Origin of the sequence: Hymenobacter cheonanensis (genome assembly GCF_030581075.1) — a bacterium.
Taxonomy (GTDB): domain Bacteria; phylum Bacteroidota; class Bacteroidia; order Cytophagales; family Hymenobacteraceae; genus Hymenobacter.
Window position 1 is genome coordinate 43558 of sequence record NZ_JAUQSW010000006.1, and the last position, 15085, is coordinate 58642.

The following is a 15085-nucleotide window of genomic DNA, read 5'->3' on the forward strand; positions in this document are numbered from 1 at the left end:
TGCGGAGCCCGCCCCAAAATTACACGTTACCCCGCGCCCCTTGCTGCTTCGCCGAATTCAATATCTCAAGCTTGTGGCGGCCGATTTCATGGGGGCGCTGCTGGCTTGGGGAGCCTTCTTCTTGCTGCGCAAGTACTTACTGCGCGAAAATCTCGACTACCGCCTCGGCGAGAACGACCTGTTTTATGTGTCGGGGGCGGCCGTAATGATTGCTCTGTTCTGGACCACGCTCTACGCGCTGGTGGGCGAGTACCGCGATATCTTCCGCAAATCGCGCCTGAGCGAGCTTATTCGCCTGGCGCGGGTGTCGCTGCTCGGGGTGGTGGTGGTTTTCTTTGCCCTGCTGCTCGACGACCAGGGCGTGCGCAACTACCACGCTTACTACAAGACCTTTACGGCCTACTACCTGCTGCACTTCGGCCTCACGGCGGTGCTGCGGATTTGGGCCGTCAGCAGCATTCAGCAACTGGTGCGGCGGGGCACCATCTCGTTTCCGACGCTGCTGGTGGGCTCCAATCAGCTGGCGCTGAGCACCTACGCCGACTTGCAGCGCACCGGCCGCCACCTGGGGCTGCGCCTGGTAGGGTTTGCCCCCATCGGCAGCACCGTCGATACTGAGCTGGCCACGGTGCTGCCGGCGGTGGGCTCGTACCAGCAGCTGCCGAGTCTGATTCAGAGCCTTAGCATTGAGCAGGTTATCGTGGCTATCGAGTCTAGCGAGCACCGCCGCATTCAGGAAATTCTGAACCTGCTGGAAGGCTCGGCGGTGCGCATCAGCGTGCTGCCCGACCTCTACCAGATGCTGCTGGGCTCGGTGAAGGTGAACCACATTTTTGGCACGCCGCTCATCGAAATCAAGCAGGATTTGCTGCCCGTGTGGCAGCGCGTCATCAAGCGGGCGCTCGATGTGGGCGTGGCCGCCGGCTTTCTGGTGCTGGCTAGCCCACTCTACCTGTTCACGGCGCTCATGGTGCGCTCGTCGTCGCCGGGGCCCGTTTTTTACCGCCAGCCGCGCATTGGCAAGAACGGCGTGCCGTTTACCATCATCAAGTTCCGGTCGATGTACGTGGATGCCGAAAAGCTGGGCCCCGCGCTCAGCTCCGACCACGACCCGCGCATCACGCGCTGGGGCCGCTTTATGCGCAAGGTGCGGCTCGATGAGTTTCCGCAGTTCTGGAATGTGCTACGCGGCGACATGAGCATCGTGGGCCCGCGCCCCGAGCGGCAGTTTTTCATCGACCAGATTGTGCAGCTCGCGCCCCACTACCGCCACCTGCACCGCGTGCGGCCCGGCCTCACCTCACTAGGGCAGGTAAAATATGGCTATGCCGAAACCGTGCCCCAGATGGTCGAGCGCCTCAAATTCGACATCCTCTACATCGAAAACATGAGCCTGGCCATGGACTTCCGGGTCATTCTCTACACCCTGAAAATCATCGTGGAAGGCCGCGGCAAATAGTCCACGGAGTTAGCGAATTGCGCAGCTACGTCGCTGCGCGGCTGGCTAACCTGCTGATAAAGGGGAGATTGCAAAAGAGGGTTAGCACATACGCCGCTGCGCGGCGGGCCAGGGTCAACTTTATGCAGGTAGTGCTAGTTGGTTTTATTCAAAAGATGGCCTAGCTAGCCAGCCGGCGTATCGGCACAATTTGTTAAATCCGTTAAATCTGCGGTCATGTTTACAGGAATAATTGAAGCCGTGGGCACCGTGGTGGCCGTGGCCCGCGAAGGCACCAACCGCCACTTTACCATTCAGTCGCCCTTTGCCCAGGAGCTGAAAATCGACCAGAGCGTGGCCCACGACGGCGTGTGCCTCACGGTGGTGGCCCTCGACCCGGCCGCTGGCACCCACGTGGTGACGGCCATCGACGAGACGCTGCAAAAAACCAACCTGGGCCAGTGGCAGCCCGGCCGCCATATTAACCTGGAGCGCTGCCTGGCCGCCGGCGGGCGCTTCGACGGCCACATTGTGCAGGGCCACGTGGATGCCACCGCCGAATGCCTCAGCGTGCAGGACCAGGATGGCTCGTGGCTGTTTCGCTTCCGGCACGCGCCGGGCCCGCAGCGCCTCACCGTGGAAAAGGGCTCCATCACCATCAATGGCGTGAGCCTGACGTGTTTCAATAGCACTGCCGACGAGTTTTCGGTGGCCATTATTCCCTACACCTACGCGCACACTGGCTTTCACCAGCTGCAAGCCGGCGAGCGTGTGAACCTGGAATTTGACATTGTGGGCAAGTACGTGGCCAAGCTCTTGGCTAGCCAGGGCGTCATTGCCAGCGCCGAGGCCTAGCCAATCAGTCAAACAGGCAATGAATTTCTCGCTTTGGCTGGAATTTGAGCACGTCACCGTTGCAGACGACTGGGATAGTACCGACGATTTTTGCAACATCCACGTTGACCTGCCGGATGGCCGGCATTATGGCCTCACCGTCTGGACGTATAAGTTTATCCGGCAGGCAGTGGCGGCTGATAAACACAATGGGGACAATGGTGGCGGGCAGTACTTGATTCCGCCCGATTTATTGGTGGAAGACCTGACGAGAGAGTGTATTGAGCTGGCGATAGCCGATTTACTAGGCAGGGGTGACCTCGAAAAGGTGCTTAATCCCGCTGTTCTGGCAAAATAGCCTGAGTAGCCTAACCCACCATAAAGCCCGCTGAATCAGCGGGCTTTTTTGGGGTATTATGGAAGGCTAGACTAGTGTAGGCGGGCTGGCCGGCGGCCACCAGTACGGGTCAGCTTTAGAGAAGGCCCAGGCGGCCAGCCAGCCTAGCAGCGCGCCCACCAGCCAGCCGCTGACCACGTCGCTAGGGTAGTGCGCCGCCAGGTAAACGCGACTGTAAGATAGCAGCGCGGCCCACAAAAACACCCAGACTTTGAGCCCCCGAAACCGGCCGGCTGGCAGGGCCAGCAACAGAAATACGGCCAGCGCCACCGAATTAGCCGCGTGCGAAGACATGAAGCCGAACTGCCCGCCGCAGCCATCGGGCAAGTGCAGCAGGGGCGCCAGGTCGGGGGCGTGGCAGGGGCGGGGCCGCCCCACGAGCGGCTTGAACAGCTTGCTGGTAATGCTGTCGGCGAGGGCCACGGCCCCGATAAGCAGCGGCAGCACTGCTTTAGCCCGGTGCTGATAATGGTATAGCAGCCAGATTATTAACACCCCGTAAAAAGGTATCCACACGTAGCGGTCGGAGGCGAAGGTCATCACCTTGTCGAGCACCGGCGAGTGGGCCCCGTTGAGGGCTAGCAGCAGCCGGTGGTCGAGGGTATGCAGCAGCTCACGCATGGGCGCTGGTCCAGTCTACGCCCTTGCGGAGCCAGGCGAGGGTAGCGGCCTCGGGCGTGCCCTCCTCGGGCGGGGCGGGGTTGTAGCTCCAGCCGCAGCGCGGCGGCAGGCTCATCAGAATGCTTTCGGTGCGGCCGCCGGTTTCGAGGCCAAAGCGCGTGCCCCGGTCAAAGGCCAGGTTGAACTCGGCGTAGCGGTTGCGGCGCAGGATTTGCCAGGCCTCCTCGCGCGGGCCAAAGGCTAGCTGGTGGTTTTCGCGCATGATTTCGGTGTAAGCCGGGGCGAAGGTTTCGGCCACGTCCTGCACAAAAGCGAATAACTCCGCCACCGTGCCATCTTGGCCCACGGTGAGGCGGTCAAAAAAAATGCCGCCCACGCCGCGCGTTTCGTGGCGGTGGGGCAGGTAAAAGTAGTCGTCGGCCCAGCGCGTATACTTGGGGTAGTAGCCAGGGTTGTGCTTGTCGCAGGTAGCCTGCAGGCGCTGGTGAAAGCGGCGGGCCTGGGTCTCATCCACGTAAATGGGTGTTAAATCGATGCCGCCGCCAAACCACGCCTCGCCGTTGCCGGCCTCAAAATAGCGCACGTTCATGTGAATAATGGGTACGCGCGGGCTGCGCGGGTGCAGCACCAGGCTCACGCCGGTGGCAAAAAAATGCGGGTCGGGCATGTGCAGCTGCCGGGCGGCGGCGGCGCTCATCTCGCCTTCCACGGCCGAGAAGCCTACGCCGCCCTTCTCCAGAATTAGCCCGTTTTCGAGAACCCGCGAGTGGCCGCCCCCGCCGCCCGGCCGCTGCCAGTCGTCCTGGCCGAAGCGGGCGGTGCCGCCGTCGGCGGCTTCGAGCTGGGCGCAGAGGCGGGTTTGAAAATCCTGGAGCCAGGCGGCGATATCGGTGCGGGTAAGGGACATTAGGTGCTAAAAATCGGTTGTTAGGGCGCGCAGCGCGCGGCAACTTCTCTTTTCGTTGGAAGTAGTAGCCCTGGCGGAAAAGAAAGAGTAGCCCACGCTGCCCTTCGGCTGCCGCGCTACGTGCGCCCGGACAACCGTTGCTACCCCCAGGATTTCCGGCAAAGGTCGGGCCGGGGCGTAATTTTACCATCCCCACTGGCTCTACCCACCCCTGTATGTTCCTCGATGCCCTAGCCGCGCCCCCCGCGGCCACCCCGGCCGCGCCCGAAATCGACCTGCTGCGCCGGGCCTACCTGCTCATGCACACGGCCGCCGAAATGGCCGCCCTCTACGAAGCTCAGAAAGCCGTGGCCGCCCGCTACGTGCACGCCACCGCCCGCGGCCACGAGGCCGTGCAGCTGGCGGCCGCTTTTCTGCTGACCGGCGCCGACTATGCCGCCCCATATTACCGCGACGATGCCCTGCTGCTGGGCCTGGGTTTGCGCCCCTACGAGCTGATGCTTCAGCTCCTGGCCAAAAAAGACGACCCCTTCAGCGGCGGCCGCACCTACTACAGCCACCCTAGCCTGCGCCGGGCGGGCGTGCCCGTTATTCCGCACCAAAGCTCGGCCACGGGTATGCAGGCCATTCCGGCCACGGGCATGGCGCACGCCATCAGCTATTTAGAAAGCCAGGGCCTGGCCGACAAGGCTAGCCAGCCGCTGGTGCTGTGCTCTATCGGCGACGGGGCCATGACGGAGGGCGAGGTGAGCGAGGCGCTGCAAATGGCGATTCTGCACCGGCTGCCCATCGTGTACCTGGTGCAGGACAACGACTGGGGCATCTCGGCCACCGGCCGCGAGATGCGGGCCATGGATGCCTACGAATTTGCCGCCGGCTTCCCCGGCCTGCACCGCGTGAGGGTCGATGGCGCCGACGTAGTTTCCTCCTACAACGGGCTAGCCGAGGCCTTCGAGCACGTGCGCGCCCGGCGCGGGCCGGCGCTGGTGCACGCCAAGTGCCCGCTGCTGGGCCACCACACCAGTGGCGTGCGCCGCGAGTGGTACCGCGGCGAGGACCTCACTACCCACCAGCAGCAAGACCCGCTGCCCCGCCTGCACCGCCGCCTGCTGCACGCCGGGGCCAGCGAAAGCGAGCTAGCCGCGCTGGCCGCCCAGGCCCGCGCCACCGTGCTGGCCGACTGGGCCGAGGCCCTGGCCGCGCCCGACCCCGACCCCGCCACCTTTGCCGACCACGAGTTTGCGCCCCCCGCCGTGCGGGCCGAGGCCGGCGAGCGCGCCCCTGCCGGCGCCGACAAAGTGCTGATGGTGGACGCCGCCCTGCACGCCGTGGATGACATTCTGCGCGAGTTTCCCGAGGCCCTGTTCTACGGCCAGGACGTGGGCGGCGAGCTGGGCGGCGTGTTTCGCGAGGCGGCGCTGCTGGCCAAGAAATACGGCGATAAGCGCGTGTTTAACACGCCCATTCAGGAGGCCTACATTGTGGGCAGCACAGCCGGCATGGCGGCCGTGGGCGCTCGGCCCATCGTCGAGATTCAGTTTGCCGACTACATCTGGCCGGCCCTCAATCAGCTGGTGGAGGAGCTGTCAAAATCGTGCTACCTGAGCATGGGCAAGTTTCCGGTGCCGGCCCTTATTCGGGTGCCGGTGGGGGCCTACGGCGGGGGCGGCCCCTACCACTCGGGCTCGGTCGAAAGCACGCTGCTCACCATCCGGGGCATCAAGGTGGTGTACCCCAGCAACGCCGCCGATATGAAGGGTTTGCTGCGCGCAGCTTTTCTTGACCCCAACCCGGTTATCCTGCTCGAACACAAAGGGCTATACTGGAGCAAGGTGCCCGGCACCGAAGACGCTAAAACCACCGAGCCGGCCGCCGGCTACGTCATTCCGCTAGGGGTGGCGGCCGTGGCCCAGGCGGCCGACGCGGCGAGGCTGGCCAGCGGCGAAACGTGCGTGGTTATCACCTACGGCATGGGCGTGCACTGGGCCCGGGCAGCCAGCCGCGACTACCCCGGCCGCGTCGAAATTCTGGATTTGCGCACCCTCAACCCCCTCGACTGGGACGGCGTGCAGGCGGCCGTGCGCCGCCACGGCAAGGCCCTCGTGCTCACCGAGGAGCCGCTGCTCAACTCGTTTGCCGAGAGCCTGGCCGGGCGCATCCAGCGCCACTGCTTCCGCCAGCTCGACGCGCCGGTGTTTACGCTGGGCGCCGCCAACCTGCCCGCCATCGCCCTCAACGTGGAGCTGGAAAAGCAGATGCTGCCCAGCGCCGCCAAGGTGGCCACCGCGCTCGGCGAGCTGCTAGGGTATTAAAAGCGTCAGGAGGTAAAAGTCAGGCGCTAGGCGTTGGCCCAACCCGCCAACGCCTAGCGCCTGACTTTTACCTCCTGACGCTTAAAATGGATAGCCTAGCCCCACGTTCACCACCGTTTGGTTATCTACGTGGCGCAGCGCGTTTTGCAGGCGCCAGGGGGCGGCCGTTTCGGTAGGGTCGTAGACCTTGGTAGCGATGTCGAAGCGCAGAATGAGGAAGGTGAAATCCATGCGGATGCCGAAGCCCGAGCCTACGGCAAACTGCTTGTAAAAGCTGTCGAGCCGGAAGTCGGCACCCGGCCGGTTGGCGTCGTTTTGCAGCGCCCACACGTTGCCAAAATCGGTGAAAAGCGCGCCTTTTATGAACGAATACACCGGGAAGCGGTATTCCAGCGAGCCTTCGAGCAGCACCTCCCCGGGCTGCTCGGTGTAGTAGTCGCGGTTGCCGTTGGGCAGCAGCGTGGCGTAGGCGCCGGTGCCGAGGCGGCGCGGGCTCCAGGCCCGCACGCTGTTCGAGCCGCCCGCAAACAGGTACTTGTCGTAGGGCAGAATATAGCGCAGCTGGGCCGGCTGGCCCGGTAGCGGGCTAGGGTCGATGCTCTCGGTGAGGGCGTGGGCCACGCCGCCGTTGAGGCGCCAGGCCAGGTAAGTAAGGGGCGAAAGCTTGTAGTAGCGCCGGTAATCGACGGTGAGCTTGGCGAAATTGTACACCGAGAGGCCGGTGTCCTCAAACCATTTCTCGTTGCGGTACAGGCCCCGCGTGAGCCCCCCTAGCTCCACAAAAATGCGCAGAAAGTGCGCGCTGCGCGTCTGGTTGAGGTCGTTGGAATTGTAGAGCGAGGTAAAGCTGAAGCTGGGCTCATAGATGGGCAAAAACGAGCGGTAGAGCGGGCTGCCCTGGTTGACGCGCAAATCGTTGAGGCGGCGCTGGTAAAAGTCGCTGATGTTGCGCGTGCGCACCAGGCCCAGGTCAACGGGCGTGAAAATGTACTGCTGATAGGCCGAGGTCTGCCAGAGGTAGTCGAAGGTCAGCTCGGTGTTGCTGCGGGTGTAGTAGTTGCTGGAGGTATAGGTAGTGGAGAGGGCTAGCCGGGTGCGGGGCTGGTAGTTAGCCAGAAAATTGCCCAGGTGAAAAGGCGTCAGAAACTGCGGCAGCAGCAGCGACGCCGTGGCCCCGTACTGCACGGTGTAGGTGGCGGCGGTAGTGCCGTTGCTGTCGCCGAGCTGGGTAAGCTGGCCCTCCACGCCGGCGCGGCCACTCAGCTCCAGCACCTCGGCCCCGCCAAAGGGATTGCGCCACTTCAGGCGCAGGTTGGCAAAGGGCCCCACCAGGCCCGCCACGTAGGTGCCCCCGAGTTCGGTGGTTTCCGAAAAGCGCGGGCTGGGCGAGGTCGTCACGGTGGCGTCGAGGTAGCTCGGCGCCCGCGCGGGGCTGGCCGTGCCGGGCGTCAGCACCTGGCTGCTGTCGGCGGCCGGGGCATCGGGGGGGCTGGCCGGCGCCACCTTGCGGTAGCTCACGGTATTAAACCGGAACATGTCGAGGTTGGAAAGCTGGCGCTGCGTGCGCTGCGTGCGGGCCTGGTTGTAGAGCTGGCCCGGCCGCACGGCCACCTGCCGCGCCAGAATGCTCGGGCTGATGGGCAGCGGCCCCCGGCTCAGAAACACCAGCGAATCGAGCCGCACGGTATCGCGCGGAATGGCCTGGCGCCCCGCCCGGCGCAGCCGGCGCGCGCTCAGCGAGTCGGCCACGGCGGCCGGGGTCACGCCCGCCGGCATGTTGGCCGTCGAGATGCGCCCCGAGCCATTGCCCGCCGCCCGGCCCGATAGATTGGTGGTATCGGCCGCGGCGGCGGGCCCTGGCCGGCGGCCCGCCCGCCGCGTAGTATCGCCGGCGGCCAGGCGCAGGGCGCGGGCCTGGGTTACGTCGGTAATGACCGTGACGCGCCGCAGCTGGTAAGCCCGGTGCCCGCCCGGGGGGCTGGCAATGAGCAGGCGCAGGCGCACCTGGTTTTTCTCGAAGCTGGTATCGGCCTCCAGGCTGATGTATTGCGCCCGAAAATCGTAGTAGCCCGAGTTTTTCAGCAGCGTTTCCAGGCGCTGGCGCTCCTGCCCGATAAGGTCCTCGTTGTAGGCCTCGCCCACGTGCAGCAGGGTGGCGCCCTGCGCCCGGTCCACCACCCGCGCCACGCCCGTGTCGGGAATGCTGCGCGTGAGCTGGCTCAAAGTAAAGCCCTGGCCCTCTTTTACCTGGTACGTAACCGTGACGAGCCGGTGCAGGCGCCCGCCCATCGAGTCGCGCAGCGGCACGGCCCGCACCGGCTTGCGCAGCCCCAGCCCGCGCAGCGTGCGGGCAATAATGGTGGGCTTCGAGCGGGCCGAGTCGGTGAAGGTGGCCGTGGCCCGGAAGTAGCCCTGCGCGCGCAGGTAGGTGGTGAGCTGCTCCACGGTGCGCTGGCTCAGGGTGGGGTCGTAGATAACGGGCGGCTCGCCCAGGCGCATAATGGCGTTGCCCTTTTCGAGGGCCGTGCGCTTGCGGGCCAGCAGCTTATCGCGGCGGGCCAGCAGCTTGCCGCTGCGCGCCGAGTCGCCCTGGGCGCTGGCGAGCCGGTCGGCGTACTTCTGCCGGATGCTCTTGATTTTGCGCTCGATGCGCGCCGAATCGTAGAACGAGTGCCCGAACTGGTACACCGCCAGCTTCGGAATCGGAATGGTGCGGTTGGGCTTTTGCTGCACCAGCGTCAGCAGGCGCTCCTGCTGGGCCGTGGTGAGGCCCTCGCTCTGCACCACCACCTTGGTGAGCAGGCGCTGCTTGGGCTGCAGCAGGCGCAGGGGCGAGCAGCCCACCGCCACCAGCAGCACCGCCAGGCCCAGCAGCAGCCCGGCAGCCGCCGTGCGGGGGCCGAAGCGCGGCTGGTCGTTACTTTGTTGTTCTAATGGTTTCAAAAGCCCTCGCTAAATACATCCGGTCGCTGCACCAGCGCAAATATCGGCAGCGCCACGCCGCCTTCCTGGTCGAAGGTGCGAAAAGCGTGCTAGAACTGCTCGGCTCGGGCCTCGAAGTCGAGCACCTGCTCGCCACGCCCGCCTTCGCCCCGCAGCTCGCCGGCCCCGGCCTGCCGCCCGTGCAGCTCGCCACCGACGACGAGCTGGCCCAGCTCGGCACGCTCCAAACCAACGCCGCCGCGCTGGCCGTAGTGCGCCGCCCGCCCGAAATGGCCCTGCCGCCGGCCCTGCCCGCCACCCGCCTCGTGCTAGCCCTCGACAACGTAGCCGACCCCGGCAACCTCGGCACCCTCTGGCGCCTGGCCGACTGGTACGGCCTGCCCGGCGTGGTGCTGAGCGAGAACTGCGCCGACCCCTACAACCCCAAAGCCGTGTCGGCCAGCATGGGTGCCTTCGGCCGGGTGCCCGTGTGGGCCGGCGTCGACCTGGCCGCCTGGCTTTCAAGCTTGCCTGCAAGCACTGGTATTTTTGGGGCTGATTTGGAAGGCGATAACGTGCACAAGCTGCACTTGCAGCCCGCCGGCGTGCTCGTGATGGGCAGCGAAAGCCACGGCCTCAGCCCGGCGGTGGCGGCTAGCCTCACGCGGCGCCTGCACATTCCGCACGGCCCCGGCGGCCGCGCCGAAAGCCTGAACGTGGCCGTGTCGGCGGCCATTTTGCTCGATAATTTTTTTCGGAACGCGTAGCGGCAGGAGCCGGAAAGCAAGCAAGCGCGCCCTGCGAAGTGACGCAGGGCGCGCTTGTGTAGCCTCAGCCTCAGGGCTTGCGCTGGCTATTGCAGCAGGCGCAGGCCAAAGCTCAGGGTCTGGGCCTGCAGGCCCTGGCCGTCGCGGAAGAGCGGGTTCAGGTTATACTTCGCAAAGAACGTCAGCGACTTGAAGCCGATTACGCCTTGCAGGCCGTACTGCCAGTCGTTGAGGTTGTACGGGCCGTAGTCTTTGTCCTTGTAGGTCGTGTTTTCCTCGAAGTACTTGAGCTTGGTCCAGCTAGCCAGGCGGTAGCCCACAAAGCCCCCCGCGCCCAGGTGAAAGTGGCTGTGGCCGTGGGTGTTGAGCTGCAGCATCAGCGGCACGGTGAGGGTGGAGGTCGCCAGCTTGGTTTTCTGGTACTGGCGGCCGCTGGTTTCGAGCACCACGCTGGTCAGGCCGTTCTGGTTCACCCACTTGTGGTTGCCCTCGAGCATGTAGTTGTTGAAGGCAAACTCGGGGCCGACCTTCAGGTAGAGTGGGCTGTGGCGCCCGCCCAGCCGCTGCTTGAAATTGAGACCGATGTTGACGTAGCGCGAGCCGCCGGTGCGCAGGTCGAGCGGGCTGGTAGGCACCTGGCCGGCCGGCGTTACGCGGTCGATGCGGTTGTTGACGAGCGCGTTAAGCCCCAGGTCAAACACCACGTCGGTCGAAGACGACTTGCGGTCCCAGCGCGCCTCGCGCAGCGAGTCGCGGTAGGCCTGGCGGTCGGGGCGGGTGGCGGCGGCGCGGGGCTGGTCGTTGGTATTGCGGTCGGTGTTGATGACGACGCCGAATTTTTTTTCCAGCAGCACTTCCACGCGGTTGCTGGGGCCGTAGGCGCCGCTTTGGTTCTTACGGGTGGTGATGCGGATTTCCTCGGGCAGGTGCTGGCCGGGCTGGTCCTGGTTGGGGTGAAATACGGTGGTCAGGCGGTCGGTAGCGGCCACCTTGGTTGCCGCATCGGCCCGCCGGATGTAGCCATCGAGCCGCGCCACCAGCGAGTCGAGGTGGTACTGCGGCAGCTGGCGCAGCTGGGCAGCATCGCGTACTACCAGGGTCATTACGGCCTTATTGGGCAGGCGCACCACAATAGTATCGGTGGGCAGAGCAGGCAGATTGCGGGCCTGGGCCGTGAACGAAGGGGCGGCCAGCAGCGCGGCCAGCGAAGCAGAAAAAAGCAGCGGTTTCATAAGAAATAAGGTGTTAAGAAAGGGCAGTGAACGGGAGGGCTGCCTCGGGGCCGAAGCAGGGAATCAGGAAAATTTGACCAAAAAAGGATACTACAGCTGAATGGTTTTGCTGAGCGTGCGGCCGCCGAAGCGGGCCTGCACGGTCACGTTTTCGGCCAGGCCGGTGGCCTCGGCCAGGCTCACGGGCTCGCCGTGCACCAGGTGGTCGGCCTGGCGCAGCAGGCCCCCTAGCCGTAGCCGGGGCCGGTGGGTAGGGGCCGGCTCGGCTGCCGCCACTATCGGGGCGTCAGCCGGGCGGCTCGGCTCGGGGCCACGCCGCACTTCCACCTCTATTACTTCGGGCTGCGAAGTCATAACGGCGGCCACCAGGGCCCGGCTCTCGCGAGGAGTTGAGTTGCTGGCCGGGGCCTCGGCCAGGGTGGCGGTTGGCTGGTTGGCCGGGCTGTTGCGCCGCTTGGTGGTGGCTAGTTGGCCAGTGGCCGCGTCCGGCTGCTGGCGTTGCTTTGGTGGGCCAGCCACTGCCCGGGGCGCCGAGGCGGCGCGGCGCGGCCGGGTAGCAGCGGCTATCGAGGGGCTAGATGAGGAAGCCAGCGGAGCCGTTGCCTGCTTAAAGAATTTTTGCTGATTTTTTTCTTCGGAAGCAGTGGCTGTACGCGCCAGGCCCTGGCCAGCAGGCAATTGAGCCAGGGGCTGGCTAATGGCTAGGGCGCCCCTGGCCGCGCCTCCGGCAGCCGGAAGCGGGCTAGTGCGCGGGCCGCGCGGCTGGGAGCCAGCCGACTGGCTGGCTAACCCGCTGCCAGCGCGGTTTAAATAGCCACCGCGCCACAGGCCCCCGGCCAGCAGCGTGAGCAGCAGCACGGCCGCGGCCGAAAGCTGCCACCAGGCCAGCCCGCGCCGCCGGCGCCGCGGCTGCGGGCGCAGGTGCTCATCTTCCAGCCGCTCCCACAGCTCGCGGCGGGGCTGGGAAGCGTGGCTTCCCAGCCCCGTGCGAAACAGGGCGTCGAGGCGCTCAGCCTCGGCCAGCTCGGCTAGCCGGCGCTGCAGGTCCTCGCCGGGCGGCGTGGCGTGCTGGCCCAGCTGCTGGCGAAAAAGGTCATCTAGGTTATCAGAAGCCATAGTAAACTAGCGGGTTAAGAAGCCATTACCCCGTGCAGCCGGCGCTGTAGCAGCGCCCGCGCCTTGCTGAGCTGCGACTTGCTGGTGCCCTCCGTAATGCCCAGGGCCTCCGCAATTTCGGGGTGCGAGTAGCCCTCCAGGGCGTAGAGGTTGAACACGGTGCGGTAGCCGGTGGGCAGGCTTTGCAGCAGGGCCAGCAGCTCGTCGGCCTGCAGCTGGGTATCGGCGGTGGCGGGGGTGATGGCCAGGTTTTCGGGCTGGGCAAAGTCTTCGAACGAGAGGTGCAGCGGCTCGCGGCGGCGCAGCTCCATCAGGGCCTGGTTGACCATGATGCGCCGAATCCAGCCTTCGAAGCTGCCCTCCTGCCGAAACGTGGGCAACGCCTGAAACACCTTGGCGAAGCCTAGCAGCAGGGCCTCCTCGGCGTCTTCCTGCCGTTTCAAATAGCGGCGGCACACCGTCAGCATCAGCCCCGCAAACTGGTCGTAGAGCTGGCGCTGGGCGCGGGGCTCGCCCCGCAGGCAGGCGGCAATAAGGTCGGGCTCAGTCACGGAAAAGAATAGAAGTGGGGCAGCGGCCAGGGGTGTTTGGGGCGTTAGATGCGGAGCCGGGGCTAGCGGTTGCCTGGAGGGCCAGCTTTTGCAAATAAAAAGCCCCACCGGTGGGGTGGGGCTAGGGGCTGGCCACGTAGGTTAGTCAAACTGCTGGCGGTAGAGTCGATGGCTATCGTTCAGGGACAGTGGGTTAGCCTGAAACCAGGCGGCAAAACTCTGCCACTTGCCAGGGTTGGCTTTTTCCCACTCGCCAAACGCGGCTTCGTTGCCCATCATGAGCAGCCAGTGGTTGTAGGCTTCCAGGTGGCCGGCTTGCAGCAGGCGCTGCTGATATTCGAACAGCGCATTGGGCTTGTCTTTACTAAACGGCAGGCGATAATAGTTCTCGACAAAGCTGGTCCGAATTCTATCCAGCGCAAAGGCATCCAGCGTGCGCTCCTTGCCCAGGGCCACCAGCAATACCGGCTCATACACCATACTGCCGTAGGGCAGCTTCAGCTTTTGGCCTTTGGCCGGCACCAGAATGGTGCTGGAGCTGAAGTTAACCCTAGTGGTATCGAGGCCTTTAAAAGTAATCTGGCTTTGGTAAGTATCGTAGAGGAGCTTGCTCACCTCGGCCGTGCGGGGGCTGTTGCGCTCCAAATTCATGAATGTCTCGCCGTAGAGCATTCCCCACACCTTTTCGGTCGAGTTGAAGAGCAGCCGCGCGGCCCAGTAGTAATTGGAAGAAAAGGCCGGGGCCACCTTAATACCATCTTCGAAGTAGCCGATGGCTTTGTCATAGTTTTTGGCGCCCATGTACACAATGCCTAGCTCCAACTGTAGCCGGCCCGACTTCGGAAATTTGCGCAGGCCCGCCTCGTAGGTTTCGATGGCCTTGGTGGCGTTGCCACTGTTGTCGTAGAGGTTGCCGAGCAGCTCAAACGTACGGTCGCTGGCATCGGGCAGCTGCACCAGCGGCTCGGCCAGCTCCAGCGCCTGCGGGTACTTCTTCTGCTGATAATAGGCGTAGCTCAGCTCGTAGCGGTAGGCCGAGCGGCTAGGGTCGAGCTGGCGCGCCTCCTGCAGCAGGGCAATCGACTCGTCGAGCTTGCCCGCATCCATCAGCTTGATGGCCGCCATTCCTTTGGCTTCGGCCGTTTGGGCGGGCGTTTGGCCATAGGCCGCAGTACCAACTGTCAGGGTCAATAATAAGCTGGCGAGGCGTATTTGTAGGGTCATATGACTGAGGGCAGAGTAGTTATGGAGTTTGCCAGATGGCGAAAAAGTGTGCAAAAAGGAGTGTTGTTAAATAGATGCCAGCCTTCCCCAGACTGCACACAAGGGCGAGGGGCTAGTAGCCGATATTGCCTACGTCCGCCACCGAAACGACTGATTATCAATGGCCCGCATGGTGCACAGAACGCCATCCAGGTGGTCGCACTCGTGTTGCAGCAGCTCGGCTAGGGCACCCTGCACGGCCCAGCGCTGCGGCTGCCACTGCGCGGCGCGGTAGGTCACGGTCAGGGCCGCGTGGCGCCGCACGCGCACCAGCAGGTTGGGGAAGCACATGCAGTCGTCCCACAGCTCCATCATTTCTGTGCTCAACTCGCTCAGCTCGGGGTTGAGCAGCACGTGGGGTTGGCCGTCGAGGTGCAGGTACACCAGGCGCTTCATGATGCCCAATTGCGGGGCCGCAATACCGCGCCCGAAGCCGTAGCGGGCACGCACTTCCTGCATCACATTGTGCAAATCGGCTACCCAGCCGGCCACCAGGGGCAGGTCGGCCTCCGTCACGGGCGCGCACACTTCATACAGGCGCGGGTCGCCGAGGAGTACCAGGTCGGCCAGGGTTTTCATGGCGAGTGAGGAGAGAATTTAAGTCAGAATAGATTTAAGCATCATGCTGAGCGCTGCCAGGCAGCTCGCGTGCGCCGCTAGGGTAGTTACCCCCACCATTCGGGCAAGCTGCCCGGCAGGGCGCAGCATGACGAAACAGATTGCCT

General features: G+C 64.7%; 13 protein-coding genes. 5 read left to right on the forward strand and 8 right to left on the reverse strand.

Annotated elements, in window-relative coordinates; translation table 11 throughout:
• Positions 1–40: 40 nt before the first annotated feature.
• The 3 genes from Q5H89_RS12750 (at position 41) to Q5H89_RS12760 (ending at position 2630) form a co-directional block, all read left to right on the forward strand.
• The gene (locus Q5H89_RS12750; protein WP_305019707.1) at positions 41–1459 is read left to right on the forward strand and encodes a sugar transferase; all 1419 of its coding nucleotides are present in this window, start codon (positions 41–43) and stop codon (positions 1457–1459) included.
• A gap of 216 nt (positions 1460–1675) precedes the next feature.
• On the forward strand, positions 1676–2293 hold the full coding sequence (locus Q5H89_RS12755; RefSeq protein WP_305019708.1) for a riboflavin synthase: 618 nt from the start codon (positions 1676–1678) through the stop codon (positions 2291–2293).
• A 19-nt stretch (positions 2294–2312) separates the two neighbouring features.
• The gene (locus tag Q5H89_RS12760; RefSeq protein WP_305019709.1) at positions 2313–2630 is read left to right on the forward strand and encodes a hypothetical protein; all 318 of its coding nucleotides are present in this window, start codon (positions 2313–2315) and stop codon (positions 2628–2630) included.
• Positions 2631–2696: 66 nt separating this feature from the next.
• Here the strand turns inward: Q5H89_RS12760 and Q5H89_RS12765 are convergent, their stop codons facing one another.
• Entirely contained in the window at positions 2697–3290 is a 594-nt protein-coding gene (locus Q5H89_RS12765; RefSeq protein ID WP_305019710.1) for a phosphatase PAP2 family protein, read from the reverse strand.
• Entirely contained in the window at positions 3283–4197 is a 915-nt protein-coding gene (gene hemF / locus Q5H89_RS12770) for an oxygen-dependent coproporphyrinogen oxidase (protein ID WP_305019711.1), read from the reverse strand. Before hemF ends, Q5H89_RS12765 begins: the two co-directional genes overlap by 8 nt.
• A gap of 215 nt (positions 4198–4412) precedes the next feature.
• Here hemF and Q5H89_RS12775 point away from each other — a divergent pair, with 215 nt between their 5' ends.
• A complete protein-coding gene (locus Q5H89_RS12775) occupies positions 4413–6509 on the forward strand; it encodes an alpha-ketoacid dehydrogenase subunit alpha/beta (protein ID WP_305019712.1) in 2097 nt (698 codons plus the stop codon).
• Positions 6510–6590: 81 nt separating this feature from the next.
• On the opposite strand, the gene Q5H89_RS12780 is transcribed toward Q5H89_RS12775, so the two are convergent.
• Entirely contained in the window at positions 6591–9452 is a 2862-nt protein-coding gene (locus Q5H89_RS12780) for a BamA/TamA family outer membrane protein (RefSeq protein WP_305019713.1), read from the reverse strand.
• On the opposite strand from Q5H89_RS12780, the gene Q5H89_RS12785 reads away from it, so the two are divergent.
• Entirely contained in the window at positions 9443–10198 is a 756-nt protein-coding gene (locus tag Q5H89_RS12785; protein ID WP_305019714.1) for a TrmH family RNA methyltransferase, read from the forward strand. The two genes, Q5H89_RS12780 and Q5H89_RS12785, sit on opposite strands and share 10 nt — an antisense overlap.
• Before the next feature lie 86 nt (positions 10199–10284).
• Here Q5H89_RS12785 and Q5H89_RS12790 read toward each other — a convergent pair whose 3' ends face one another.
• From Q5H89_RS12790 to Q5H89_RS12810, 5 genes are all read right to left on the reverse strand, one after another.
• Positions 10285–11430 carry a porin family protein gene (locus tag Q5H89_RS12790; protein ID WP_305019715.1) on the reverse strand — a complete coding sequence of 382 codons (1146 nt, stop codon included), beginning with the start codon at positions 11428–11430 and terminating at the stop codon, positions 10285–10287.
• A gap of 90 nt (positions 11431–11520) precedes the next feature.
• The gene (locus Q5H89_RS12795) at positions 11521–12546 is read right to left on the reverse strand and encodes a hypothetical protein (RefSeq protein WP_305019716.1); all 1026 of its coding nucleotides are present in this window, start codon (positions 12544–12546) and stop codon (positions 11521–11523) included.
• 14 nt (positions 12547–12560) lie between these two features.
• A complete protein-coding gene (locus Q5H89_RS12800; RefSeq protein ID WP_305019717.1) occupies positions 12561–13097 on the reverse strand; it encodes an RNA polymerase sigma factor in 537 nt (178 codons plus the stop codon).
• A 141-nt stretch (positions 13098–13238) separates the two neighbouring features.
• Complete coding sequence (locus tag Q5H89_RS12805; RefSeq protein ID WP_305019718.1) at positions 13239–14321, reverse strand: tetratricopeptide repeat protein; 1083 nt, start codon at positions 14319–14321, stop codon at positions 13239–13241.
• A gap of 129 nt (positions 14322–14450) precedes the next feature.
• A complete protein-coding gene (locus tag Q5H89_RS12810) occupies positions 14451–14939 on the reverse strand; it encodes a peptide deformylase (RefSeq protein WP_305019719.1) in 489 nt (162 codons plus the stop codon).
• Positions 14940–15085 lie beyond the last annotated feature (146 nt).